Raw genomic sequence first — 13,404 nt, 5'->3', positions numbered from 1 at the left:
CTGTCTGATCACAGGGTGGATTGGGCAAGACAGATTCTTTTTTAAAAGTGGTGGCATTTTCCATAATTCCATGCTATAATGTGATAACGTTGAAAAGAAAACGAATATCTTACAATAGAAAGGCGGAACACCAATGCAGGTATTGTACAAGAGCACCAGAGGAAAAGAGCAGGCAGTTACAGCGTCTATGGCCATACTTAAGGGCCTTTCTGAGGACGGCGGACTGTTCGTGCCTGAAAGCATTCCACAGTTGGATGTACCAATGGACAAGCTGGCACAGATGACCTACCAGGAGACAGCATATGAGGTAATGAGCCGTTTCCTTACAGATTTTACTGAGGATGAGCTTAAGAACTGTATCAACAAAGCATACGACAGTAAATTTGATACAGAAAAGATTGCACCTCTTCATGAAGCGGATGGGGCATATTTTCTGGAACTGTTCCATGGCGCGACCATCGCATTTAAGGATATGGCACTTTCCATTCTTCCGCATCTGATGACAACTGCAGCGAAGAAGAATAATGTTAAGAATGAGATCGTAATCCTTACCGCAACATCAGGAGATACCGGTAAAGCTGCCATGGCAGGCTTTGCAGATGTGCCTGGAACGAAGATCATTGTATTTTATCCGAAGCATGGTGTCAGCCCGATCCAGGAGAAACAGATGGTAACTCAGAAGGGTGCCAACACTTATGTGGTAGGTATTACCGGTAACTTTGATGATGCCCAGACTGCAGTTAAGAAGATGTTCAATGATCACGAGCTGGCAGCAGAGCTGGATCAGGCAGGTTTCCAGTTTTCTTCTGCAAACTCTATCAACATAGGTCGTCTTGTTCCTCAGATCGTGTATTATGTATATGCCTACGCATCACTGGTACGCGACGGCAGGATCAAAGACGGACAGGAGATCAATGTGGTAGTTCCTACCGGAAACTTCGGAAATATCCTTGCTGCGTACTATGCGAAACAGATGGGCCTTCCGATCCACAAGCTGATCTGTGCATCGAATGAGAACCGTGTTCTTTATGATTTCTTCCGCACAGGAACTTATGACAGAAAGAGAGATTTCATCCTTACGACATCTCCTTCCATGGATATCCTGATCTCCAGCAATCTGGAAAGACTGATCTATCGTCTTACCGGAGAAAATGCTGAAAAATGTGCAGAGCTTATGAAATCTTTAAGTGAGGGCGGCGAATATACCATTACTGACGAGATGAAAGCACAGCTTGGTGATTTTTATGGCAATTTCTGCAGCGAAGATGAGACTGCACAGGCCATCAGTGATATCTACAAAGACAGCAATTATGTGATCGATACGCATACAGCGGTTGCAGCCGGCGTATATAAGAAGTATGTAAGTGAGACAGCGGATCATCTTCCGACAGTGATCGCTTCTACTGCAAGTCCGTATAAATTCACAAGAAGTGTTATGGAAGCACTTGGCGAGGAGCATAAAGATCTGGATGATTTTGGCCTTGTAGACGCATTAAGTGCGCTTTCCGGAGTACCTGTTCCACGTGCAGTTGAAGAAATCCGTACTGCGCCGATCCTTCATGACAGGGTGGTAGATGCAGTGGATATGCCGGCAGCAGTAAAGGATATTCTTAAGATCAAATAATAATTGATAATAAAATCAGTAAGAAAATGTATTTTCTGTTGAAAAAGCACAAATACTGGTTTATAATAAAAACAACGAAAACCGAATCCTGGAATGTTCGATCCCCCTTTTCTTTTTGAACCTACATTGACATTTTGGGAATCCAAAATCGCAGGTTGGATGTCAGACCTCACGTCGTGGTAGGCAGAAGACACTGTTGAGGATACCCACCTAGCATCTGCTAGGCGTCAAAAATAAGGGAACGGCATCCCGGGATTAATCGGTTAAAGACATGGAGCCGGTTAGTGGCTCTTTTTTCATATATAGGAGGAATTAAAACATGAGTGTTTCTGAAAGGAAATTTGGGACGCTTCCTACAGGGGAAGAAGTAAAGATCTATCATCTTGAGAATAAAAAAGGTGCCTACGCTGAAGTACTTCAGTATGGCGCGATTCTGGTGAAGATATGTGTTCCGGATAAGAACGGAGATCTGAAGGATGTGGTTCTTGGATATGACGATATCCGGGGATATGAGGTTAATGGATGCTTTTTCGGTGCAATCATTGGAAGAAGCGGAAACCGTATCGAGAATTCCAGATTTTTTATTGATGATAAAGAAGTGGTTCTTGCAGAGAATGAGAATCATAACAATCTTCACAGCGGTCCGGATGGCTTTGAGAAAAAGCTGTGGGGAGTAAAAGAAATTTCCCAGGAGAAGAACAGCGTGGATTTTTTCCGCATCAGTCCGGATGGAGAAAACGGATTTCCGGGAGAATTTTCCATTGTTGTGAAATATGAATTCACAGAGGAAAACGAACTGAAGATTTTTTACAGAGGACGCTCTGATGCAGCTACCGTTGCCAATATGACCAACCATTCTTATTTTAACCTGAACGGAGAAGGCAGCGGAGATGTGCTTGCCCAGGAAGTGTGTATTCATGCGAAGTATTTTACTCCGGTAAAAGACAGCCAGTCCATTCCTACCGGTGAATATGCACCGGTGGCGGGAACGCCGATGGATTTCAATGTTTCCAAACCGATCGGCAGAGACATTGAGGCGGACTTTGAACAGCTGAAGTTTACAGGCGGTTATGACCATAACTATGTAACAGATAATTATGCAAAGGGCAATGTCCGTTCGATTGCGACTGCATACTGCAGGGAATCCGGTATCGGTATGGAGGTTTCCTCCGATTGCCCGTGTGTGCAGTTCTATGCAGGCAATTTTGTTAAGGATGAGAAGGGAAAGAACGGTCATGTTTATCATGAACGTTATGGATTCTGCCTGGAGACACAGGTGGAGCCAAATGCAGTCAATGTAGAGGATTTCCATTCTCCGATCCTGCTTCCCGGTGAAGAGTACAGCTCTGAGACGGTTTACCGTTTCTTTGTGAAATAACAGATAAACAGAATTAAAAGAGGTGCGAGAAGGCAATGCAGATACGTGTGGCAGAAGAAAGGGATGCAGCAACACTTTTAGAGATTTATTCCTACTACGTAGAAAAAACTGCGATTACATTTGAATATGAAACACCTTCCATAGAAGAGTTTACGCAGCGAATCCATGATATAAAGGTGAAATATCCGTACATTGTGGCAGAAGAGAAGGGAGAGATCCTGGGGTATGCCTATGGTTCGGCGTTTCACCCGAGGGCTGCTTATGGCTGGTGTGCGGAGATGTCTGTTTATGTGAGACATGACCGGCGGGGCAGCGGTGCAGGAGGCAGACTCTATCGAGCCCTGGAGAGTCTTCTTGCAGAGATGGGAATTCTGAACCTGAATGCCTGCATTGCAGTTGCACTAAAAGAAGATGAATACCTGACCAATGCCAGTGTGGATTTTCATAAACATTTTGGTTATAAGCGTGTGGGAGAGTTCCACAGATGCGGCTATAAGTTTAACCGTTGGTATAATATGGTATGGATGGAAAAGATGATAGGCGAACATAAGAGCCTGCAGCCGGAAGTAAAGATTTTTCCGGAAATCCAGGATAAGATCGGATTTGAACGTTTTTCCTGGTAAAAAAAGAAACCTGAGGGAGGTCAGCATGGACGAGGAAAAGAAAAATATAATCCAGCTCATGCTGGGATTTGTGCGCAGGGCAAACGGAGATCATGTCAGTGCATATGCGGCCCAGGCAGCGTATTTTCTGATCATGTCTTTTATCCCGTTTATACTGTTTCTTACAACGCTGATCCGTTATACACCGTTAAGCTATAATGTTGTCAGGGATGCTATCATCGGGTTTGTGCCCGGAAATCTGCAGACCTTTGTGCTGAGCATTGTGGTAGAAGTATACAAAAGAAGTACAGCCATCGTGCCGTTGTCTGCGCTGATGGCGCTCTGGGCGTCCGGAAAGGGAATGCAGGCGATCACCAATGGTTTAAATACCATTTATCATGTAAAGGAAACCCGAAACTGGCTGATGACCAGAATCTATTCGGTTTTTTATATGCTGTTGTTTGTGCTGGCGATCATTGTCACTCTTCTGGTTCTGGTTCTTGGTAACCGGATCCAGGTAGCTGCACAGAGAACCATTCCGATTCTTGGGAGGCTGCTGGCCAAGGTTATGGGGGCCAGGACATTGCTTGTATTTGCCGTGCTGTTTGCAGTGTTTCTGGTTCTTTATAAAGTACTTCCAAACCGAAAGGCAACCTTTAAAAGCCAGCTTCCGGGTGCATTTATGATCGCAGTGGCGTGGATGATATTTTCCTACGGATTTTCCCTGTATTTTGCATTTTTTCCGGATTTCGGAAATATGTACGGAAGTCTGACTGCGCTGATCATGGTAATGCTGTGGCTGTATGTGTGTATGAACCTGCTTCTTTACGGGGCGGAGATTAATGCCTACTTCGAAAATGAATTCCGAAAGGCCCAGAGATCTGTAAAAACACTTCTTTCCAAGAAAGAAAATGAAAAAAACAGTACCAAAGAATCCTGACTTTGCGCTTGACAGAAGACAGACCTTGTGGCATAGTATTAAAAGACAGAAAAGCTGTGAAGGTGTTTATAGAGGATCGTTTTCTCACAGAGAAGGGAAGTCACCGGCTGTAAGCTTCCCCGAGTTCAGATGGTTCTTGAATTTCCCACCGGAGCTTCCTCTCTGAAGTAACAGTAGGAGATGACGTAAGCTGCGCGTTAAGCAGACAAGAGGTGCCCGTGATATTTTCATGGGAAACTGGGTGGTACCGCGGATATTCCGTCCCTTTTATAAGGGGCGGTTTTTTTATTGCCCATATCTGGATCTTCGGGGTGGGCGGCGGATCATTTGATCATTTTAATTAAAGGAGAAATAGACCATGGATATGAAAGAAAGACTTCAGGAACTGGCTGAAAATGCCAGAAAACGGATCGAGGAATCCGAGGGCCTGGATAAGCTGAATGATGTGCGTGTTGCATATCTTGGAAAAAAAGGTGAGCTTACTGCAATCTTAAAAGGTATGAAGGATGTTGCTCCGGAAGAGCGTCCGAAGGTTGGGCAGCTTGTCAATGAGACAAGAGCTAAGATCGAAGAACTTCTGGAAGCCTCCAAAAAGGATTTCGAGGAGAAGGTCCGTGAGGAAAAAATGAAGGCAGAAGTGATTGACGTAACACTTCCTGCAAAGAAAGCAAAGATCGGTCATCGCCATCCGAATACTATCGCTCTGGAAGAAGTTGAGCGTATTTTCATCGGAATGGGCTATGAGGTTGTGGAAGGTCCGGAGATTGAGTATGCGGACTACAACTTTACAAAGCTGAATATTCCGGAGAATCATCCGGCAAGAGATGAGCAGGATACATTCTTTATCAATGATTCCATTCTGCTCCGTTCCCAGACATCACCGGTGCAGGCACGTGAGATGGAAAAAGGCAAGCTTCCGATCCGTATGATCGCACCTGGCCGTGTATTCCGTTCTGATGAGGTAGATGCAACACATTCACCTTCCTTCCATCAGATCGAGGGTCTTGTTATTGATAAGAATGTTACGTTTGCAGATCTTAAGGGAACCCTTCAGGAGTTCGCAAAAGAGCTGTTCGGACCGGAGACAAAGACCAAATTCCGTCCGCATCATTTCCCGTTCACAGAGCCGAGCGCTGAGGTTGATGTTTCCTGCTTCAAATGCGGCGGAAAGGGCTGCCGTTTCTGTAAAGGTTCCGGCTGGATCGAAATCCTTGGCTGTGGTATGGTTCATCCGAATGTTCTCCGTATGTGCGGGATCGATCCGGATGAGTATACAGGATTTGCCTTTGGTGTGGGTCTGGAGCGTATCGCACTTCTGAAATATGAGATCGATGATATGCGTCTTCTCTATGAGAACGACAGCAGATTCCTGAAACAGTTCTAAAACAGTGAACACGGATCATGAGTATCCGTCTGACAGTAAATATAGAAAAAAGAAGGGACAACCAAAATGAATACTTCATTATCTTGGATTAAAACATATGTGCCGGATCTGGATGTAACGGCACAGGAATATACAGATGCCATGACCTTAACAGGCACAAAGGTAGAGGGCTTTACAGAGCTGGATGCAGATCTTGATAAGATCGTGATCGGCCAGATCGATAAGATCGAGAAACATCCGGATGCAGATAAGCTGATCATCTGCCAGGTGAATATCGGAACTGAGAGTGTGCAGATCGTAACAGGCGCTCCAAATGTAAAAGAAGGAGATAAGGTTCCGGTTGTTCTTGATGGCGGACGTGTTGCAGGCGGCCACGATGGAAAAATGACTCCCGGAGGTATCAAGATCAAAAAAGGCAAACTCCGTGGCGTGGAGTCCTTTGGTATGATGTGCTCTATCGAGGAACTTGGAAGTACCAGAGAAATGTATCCGGAAGCACCGGAATACGGAATCTATATTTTTCCTGAGGATGCAGTTGTGGGGGAGAGCGCTGTTAAGGCACTTGGCCTTGATGATGTGGTATTTGAGTATGAGATCACTTCCAACCGTGTAGACTGCTACGGCGTTCTTGGAATCGCAAGAGAGGCAGCAGCAACCTTCCAGAAGAAATTCTGCCCGCCGATTGTAGAGGTTAAGGAAAATGACGAGAAAGCTTCCGATTATGTAAAGGTTACTGTAGAAGATCCGGAGCTTTGCCCGCGTTACTGTGCAAGAGTTGTAAAAAATGTCAAGATCGGTCCGTCCCCGAAGTGGATGCAGAGATGTCTGGCTTCCAATGGAATCCGCCCGATCAACAACCTGGTTGATATCACAAACTATGTAATGGAAGAATTTGGACAGCCAATGCATGCATATGATCTGGATACCATCGCAAATCAGGAGATCATTGTACGCCGTGCAGGAAAAGATGAGAAATTTGTTACACTGGATGGCCAGGAGCGTATCATGGATGAGAACGTTCTGATGATCTGTGACGGTGAGAAGGCTGTCGGCATCGCAGGTATCATGGGTGGAGAGAATTCCATGATCACAGACGATGTAAAAACTGTTCTTTTTGAGGCAGCGTGCTTCGATGGAACCAGCATCCGTCTTTCTTCCAAGAGGATCGGACTTCGTACAGATGCATCCGGTAAATTTGAGAAGGGTCTTGACCCGAACAATGCACAGGCTGCAATTGACCGTGCATGCCAGCTGATGGAAGAACTTGGTGCAGGCGAGGTTGTAGGCGGAATGGTTGATGTCTGCAGCGAGACAAGAGAACCATCCAGAGTAAAATTTGAGCCTGAGAAGATCAACAAGCTTCTTGGAACCAGCCTTACAAAAGAAGAGATGATCGATTATCTTGGACGTGTAGAACTGGCTTATGATGAAAAAACAGACGAGATCGTTGCACCGACATTCCGTCAGGATATCCACTGCAATGCAGATGTTGCAGAGGAGGTTGCAAGATTCTATGGCTATGATAAGATTCCGATGACACTTCCTACAGGAGAGGCTACTACAGGTAAGCTGCCATTTAAGCTTCGTATCCAGGAGGTTGCAAGAGATATTGCAGAATACTGCGGATTTTCAGAGGGAATGTCCTATTCTTTCGAAAGCCCGAAGGTATTTGACAAGCTTTGTATTCCTGAGGACAGTGAGCTTCGTAAGGTTATCACCATCAGCAATCCTCTCGGAGAGGACTACAGTATCATGCGTACAAGCACACTGAACGGTATGCTGGCATCCCTTTCTACAAACTATAACAGACGTAATAAAGATGTTCGTCTTTACGAGCTTGGAAATATCTATCTTCCAAAGTCTCTTCCGGTCACAGAGCTTCCGGATGAGCGTACCATGTTTACACTTGGAATGTACGGAAAAGGCGATTTCTTTGATATGAAGGGTGTGTGTGAGGAGTTCTTCGAGAAGATCGGAATGAAGAAAAAGGTTACCTACGATCCAAACAGCGGAAAACCATTCCTTCATCCAGGAAGACAGGCTAACATGATCTACGAGGGTAAGGTGGTTGGATACTTAGGGGAGGTTCATCCGGCTGTTGCAGATAATTACTCTATCGGAGAAAAAGCATATATCGCAGTGATCGACATTCTGGATGTTCTGGAATTTGCTGGCTTCAACCACAAATATACAGGAATTGCCAAATATCCGGCTGTAACTCGTGACCTGAGCCTCGTAGTTCCTCATGCAGTTCTTGCAGGACAGATTGAGGAGATTTTTGACCAGAGAGGCGGAAATATTCTTGAGAGCTATCAGCTGTTCGATATCTACGAGGGTGCACAGATTGAGAAAGGTTTCAAATCCATGGCTTATTCTTTGGTATTCCGTGCTCATGACAAGACTCTTGGTGAAAACGAGATCTCCGCAGCAATGAAAAAGATCATGAATGGTCTTAACGGACTTGGAATCGAGCTGAGAAGCTGATGCTGATCTACATTGTAAGACATGGCCTGACCGAGTGGAATAAATTAAAAAAACTTCAGGGTGCAGCGGATGTGCCTCTTGCGAAGGAAGGGATCCTTCTTGCGGAAAAAACAGGAGAAGCTCTCCGTAATGTGATGTTTGATATCTGTTTTACAAGTCCGCTCTCAAGGGCAAAACAGACAGCAGAATATGTTCTGGGGAAACGAGATGTTCCGATCATACCGGATAAGCGGATTCAGGAGATCGATTTTGGCGTGCTGGAGGGTGATCAGGTAAGAGATGCAGATGGCAATTATATCGATCCGCAGATTGAGACTTTTTTCCGTGATCCGGTAAATTTTAAACGACCGGAAAAGGGCGAGGATATTTTTGATGTGATCGCCAGGACAAAGGATTTCTGGGATGAAAAAACATCAGATCCGACTCTTGCGGATAAAACAATTCTTGTTGCCTCTCATGGATGTGCAGTCCGTGCTCTTCTTCAAAATGTAGATCCTGATCCGAAGAATTTCTGGAGAGGCTCCGTGCCGCCTAACTGCTGTATTAATCTTGTGGAAGTAAAGAATGGAATGACAACACTTCTGGAAGAAGATAAAGTTTATGCATAAAAAATAATGAGAAACGCAGAATAACCGTAATGGCTGTTCCGCGTTTCTTTTTTTGTCTGTTTTTATTGGTGGAATTTTACAGGTTATGATTGACTAATCGAGATAAAATGAGATAAAATATACAAAAGAAATAAATAGTTCAGAAAAATAAAAGTTAAACTTTACTAATTATATAAAAATACAGAATTGTGTTGAAATTATATGAAATCATTTAACTGAGTGTGGATTGCGAATATCCGCCTACGGATAGAGGATGATTACTGATAGTGATGTGATATGTGGAATGGGGTGAGTGTATGCAGTCATTAAATGAGACAAAAGCAGGGGAAAGCTACACGATCAAGTGGATGACCGGAATGCCGGAGACTATGGAACAGATCAGGCAATATGATGTCAGTGAAGGAAAGACCGTACAGATCATAAGTAGGATACTTGGCGGAGTGATCGTAGGTGTTTGCGGACGCAGGATCCTGATCAGCGATGATGCAGCCTGCCGTATAAAAGTCTAAATAAAAGTATAAAATAGAAAAAAGACGAAAGGACAATTCTTTTGGCGAAGGAATTGTCCTTTCTGGTTGTTTTAGGGAAGAGGTTATGGTAGTATGGGGACAAAAGAATAACTTTTTTCAAAAGTAAAGACAGGGGAGGCATATTATGGGAAAAAAGTTTATGAATACAGTGCTGTTTCTGGCAGTAACAGTGGCCGCGGCAACCCTGACCGCTTATGTGGGAAAAGGCTCCGGGAATGTGTTGTTTTATAATTTTACATTTCTGGGACTTATGCTGATCATATACGCAGTGGGGCTTTTTGCAGGTTTATATCGGATGGATAACCTGTCAAGAGCACTGAAGCATGGCGCTGGTGAGATCACAGAAGTGTTTCAGCTTCCGGGAAGAGCCAGAAAAGAAGAGATTGGACAGCTGCGAGGGATTTTTGGTGACCGCTATCTCGATAAAAAGATGGATGATTTTGTTGACAGCATCAGCAGAACAGAAGAAGGAATCGCTGAAGTAGAGGATTTTGTGAATATTGAGGATGTAGATGTACATATTCACAAGAGACTCCTTGAGATGGCTCCGGACATTTTTACAAGCCTTGGTATCCTTGGAACATTTATCGGTCTTGTGTGGGGACTTAAGAATTTTCAGCCCACGGATTATGAAGTGATGACAAGCTCGGTATCCGCTCTTGTGGATGGCATCAAAGTTGCGTTTCTGACCTCCATTTATGGAGTTGCACTTTCTGTTGTGTACACATTTGGGATGAAAAGCGGATATTCTGCGATGTCCCAGGCAATGCAGGATTTTCTGGATCGTTTTCACGCACTGGTGCTCCCTACTGCGGAGAATGAGTCCTGGAATCTCCTTGTTTCCAGCCAGAAGACGCAGACAGAAGCCATGAAACAGATGGCGGAACAGTTTTCTGTGCAGATGGCAGACAGCTTTGAGAAAGTGATCACACCTACTTTTCAGAAGATGAATGATTCTCTAGACGTTCTTACTGCATCTGTGACAAAAGGGCAGCAGGATGCGATTCGGGAGATTCTGGATACGTTTTTAAGCGAGATGCATGGTTCCTTTCAGATGCAGTTTGAAGATTTTAATGATGCCCTGGCAGAACTTAAGAAGGTGCAGAAGGAGAATACAGAATATACATCAGAATTGTACAAGACCATGAGTAGTCAGCTGAGTGAAACCTTTACGAAGCAGGAACGTGCCATGAAGGAAGCTATTAAGGAAATCGATGAGATGCAGAGTAGTTATATGAAGACCGCAGACCGTATTATCCGGGATAATCAGACGATCCAGCAGCTGCAGAAACGGGATTACGAAAAGCTTGCCCGGCATATGCATGAAAATGAAAAAGAATCCGCAGATCTCTGGAAAAACTGCAATGCATCTATGCGCCAGTATGTGGACAGTGCTGCAGAAGGGATGAAAGCAGTTGCGGATTCCAATAGGATCAGCGAGGAGCTGCTTCGTGAAGATAAAAAGATGATTGAAGATTTTGAAGCCAGAGTGAAAGAATTTACTGAGAGCCAGAAGATGGTCAACAGTGTTCTGGATGAGGTGCGCAGGCTTCTTTCTGAGATCAAGACGGCAAAAAATAACCGTGATATCCATCTGATCGCCGGACAGCCCTGGGGCTATGGAAGCAATGCCGGTATCCAGGAACTTAAGGATAAGCTGACGGGTCTGGAGGATCTTCTGGAAGGACAGGGTGCAAGACAGGAAGCATTGCTGGATGAGATCGAGCGCAGTATCCGTGAGGCAACGAAGGCAGCACAGAAAAGCCGTTTTGGTTTATTTAAATAAGAGAGGAATTGTCAATGCGCAAAAAAAGAAAGCCGGAGGAGCATGGATTTAATGTCTGGCGTTCTTATTCGGATATGATGGCAGGAGTTTTGCTGCTTTTTGTTCTGATCATGTGTGTGACACTTTTTCAGGCACAGAAGAGCTATCAGGACAGTCTGAAGGAACGGGATGAAAAAATTGCTCTTCAGGAAAAATATACAGAAGAGCTTCTGGAAAAACAGAATGCGCTGGATGAGCAGGCAGGGACATTAAAGAGCCAGGATGAGCAGATCAAGTCCAAGGACAAGCAGATCAAATCTCAGGATGAAGAACTGTCTTCTCTGGCGGAGAAGCTTGCCAAACAGCAGGAAACGCTTGAGGCGCAGCAGAAGAAGCTGAAAGAACAGCAGAAAAAGCTGGCCTCTCAGAAAAAGAAGCTTTCCAGCCAGCAGAATACATTGAAAGAGCAGCAGTCTGCGCTGGATGAAAAAACAGAGCTTCTGGAAGAGCAGCAGGAGAAGATCGATAAGATCATCGGCGTGAAAGCTGAGGTTGTGGAAGCTTTGCAGAAGGAATTTGAGAAAAAGAACCTCAATGTGGATATTGATCCACAGACAGGTGCGCTGACATTGAATGCCAATGTTATGTTTGATTATGATCAGGCAGAGCTTACCGATTCCGGTAAGATGACATTGTCTATGGTGTTGCCGACATATTGTAAGGTATTGCTGGATGATTCCTATAAGAAATATCTTGGCGAGATCATTATTGATGGTTATACGGATACAGATGGAGATTACAGTTATAACCTGGAGCTGTCACAGAAGAGGTCTCTGGCGGTAGCGCAGTATCTTTTGGATATTAAGAGTGATTTTCTGAAGGATTCACAGGTTCAGGAACTGAAGGATTGTCTGACAGTGAATGGGCATTCCATGTCAGATCCGGTTCTGGATGCAGATGGAAATGTAGATAAAGACGCGTCCAGACGTGTAGAGGTAAAATTCCGTCTGAAGGATGAAGAGATGATCCAGGAACTGAATAAGATCATGCAGGGAGATTCTGCAGAGTCCGATGGTACTGCTCAGAAAAAAGAAAAGAATCAGGAAGAAAATCAGGATAATAAGCAGTAATTAAATATGGCTGCTTTATATTTGGCAGGGGATTATCTGATGAATTTTCTGACATTGGTTACGGTTGGAAGGGATTGCCTTGACAGACTGAGTTATCGGTTCCAGGCGAATTTTTCTATGAATTATGAAGCTTGTATTTCGGGATGTAAGCCTAATGCAGTGTATGGGAAGTGAATGAGGTTTAACTGAATCAAGTAAATCCGTTGCGGGTCTGCGAAAAGCGCTGAGCTGTTATTCGGTTATGAGCAAGTAGCGAAGTGGATTGTGAATATCCGCTTGACATTTGTTCTTTTTTCTCTGGTGTCTGGTAGTGTTGTATTTGCTAGGCGCCGGGGATTTTTTGTTTTGTTGGAGATATAGAGGGACGCTAGAGAAAGATGGAATCGGTCTGTGTGGGGGATGGAGAGAGGGACACCAGAGGAAGGTGGCATCGGTTCGGGGGTGGATGCAGTCGAGGATGTTTTTGAGGTTTTCAGTATTGGATGTGGACGAGGGACGCCAGAGGAAGGTGGCATCGGTCCGGGCAGGGACTCCGTCGGGGGATACTACTAGGACTCCGTGAGACGGCTAAAAGCATTGCGGCAGGGCCAGAACTCGCCTTCGGCTCAGACAGCAGCCCCTGCCGCAATAACGCCGTCTCCCGCAGTCCAAGTAGTAATCACCCCTCCTCCGCAGCAACCCGGCCCGATGCCACCTTCCTCTGGCTGACACTTCCAGCCGACAGGAAAAACATGCGGGGGACGGAAGCGGACTGGGCGTCCTGTCCTGAAATGTTGGACCGGTACAGAATATTCCTATAAGTACCGAAGAATCCCCGGAATCAGATCGGCCCAGCGTATCACTATAAATATCGAAGAATACAGGAACCAGATCGGCCCAGCGTTCCACTCTGAGTACCGCAGCATACAGACAAAAGTCAACAACGCAGCACACACAACAACGAAGAACTCCTTCCGTGC

The 13,404-nt window shown here is 44.9% G+C and carries 10 protein-coding genes, 1 other RNA gene and 1 other annotated feature; all 11 genes read left to right on the top strand.

The features are described from left to right. Positions 1 to 133: 133 nt before the first annotated feature. Positions 134 to 1,624: a threonine synthase gene (gene thrC, locus DWX61_RS11845; protein WP_118369074.1), complete on the top strand. Its 1,491-nt coding sequence runs from the start codon at positions 134 to 136 to the stop codon at positions 1,622 to 1,624. A gap of 82 nt (positions 1,625 to 1,706) precedes the next feature. Beyond that, positions 1,707 to 1,884, top strand: a non-coding RNA gene (gene ssrS, locus DWX61_RS11840) — 6S RNA. A 59-nt stretch (positions 1,885 to 1,943) separates the two neighbouring features. After that, complete coding sequence (locus tag DWX61_RS11835) at positions 1,944 to 3,002, top strand: aldose epimerase family protein (RefSeq protein ID WP_118369072.1); 1,059 nt, start codon at positions 1,944 to 1,946, stop codon at positions 3,000 to 3,002. A gap of 35 nt (positions 3,003 to 3,037) precedes the next feature. Beyond that, positions 3,038 to 3,625, top strand: a complete 588-nt coding sequence (locus DWX61_RS11830; RefSeq protein WP_118625456.1) for a GNAT family N-acetyltransferase — start codon at positions 3,038 to 3,040, stop codon at positions 3,623 to 3,625. Positions 3,626 to 3,650: 25 nt separating this feature from the next. After that, positions 3,651 to 4,544 carry a YihY/virulence factor BrkB family protein gene (locus tag DWX61_RS11825; protein ID WP_118369068.1) on the top strand — a complete coding sequence of 298 codons (894 nt, stop codon included), beginning with the start codon at positions 3,651 to 3,653 and terminating at the stop codon, positions 4,542 to 4,544. Between the two features lie 47 nt (positions 4,545 to 4,591). After that, positions 4,592 to 4,813, top strand: a binding site (T-box leader). Positions 4,814 to 4,908: 95 nt separating this feature from the next. Then, on the top strand, positions 4,909 to 5,928 hold the full coding sequence (gene pheS, locus DWX61_RS11820; RefSeq protein ID WP_118369122.1) for a phenylalanine--tRNA ligase subunit alpha: 1,020 nt from the start codon (positions 4,909 to 4,911) through the stop codon (positions 5,926 to 5,928). 66 nt (positions 5,929 to 5,994) lie between these two features. Further along, complete coding sequence (gene pheT / locus DWX61_RS11815) at positions 5,995 to 8,412, top strand: phenylalanine--tRNA ligase subunit beta (protein ID WP_118369066.1); 2,418 nt, start codon at positions 5,995 to 5,997, stop codon at positions 8,410 to 8,412. Beyond that, entirely contained in the window at positions 8,412 to 9,020 is a 609-nt protein-coding gene (locus DWX61_RS11810; protein WP_118369064.1) for a histidine phosphatase family protein, read from the top strand. Before pheT ends, DWX61_RS11810 begins: the two co-directional genes overlap by 1 nt. A 296-nt stretch (positions 9,021 to 9,316) precedes the next feature. Further along, the gene (locus DWX61_RS11805; RefSeq protein ID WP_044962386.1) at positions 9,317 to 9,529 is read left to right on the top strand and encodes a ferrous iron transport protein A; all 213 of its coding nucleotides are present in this window, start codon (positions 9,317 to 9,319) and stop codon (positions 9,527 to 9,529) included. Positions 9,530 to 9,674: 145 nt separating this feature from the next. Continuing rightward, positions 9,675 to 11,336: an anti-phage protein ZorA-like protein gene (locus DWX61_RS11800; RefSeq protein WP_118625454.1), complete on the top strand. Its 1,662-nt coding sequence runs from the start codon at positions 9,675 to 9,677 to the stop codon at positions 11,334 to 11,336. Positions 11,337 to 11,350: 14 nt separating this feature from the next. Then, entirely contained in the window at positions 11,351 to 12,445 is a 1,095-nt protein-coding gene (locus DWX61_RS11795) for an OmpA family protein (RefSeq protein WP_118625452.1), read from the top strand. Positions 12,446 to 13,404 lie beyond the last annotated feature (959 nt).

It is taken from the genome of Ruminococcus sp. AF20-12LB, from assembly GCF_003478985.1.
Lineage (GTDB): Bacteria > Bacillota > Clostridia > Lachnospirales > Lachnospiraceae > Blautia_A.
This window is presented reverse-complemented; position numbering and strand designations above follow the sequence as displayed.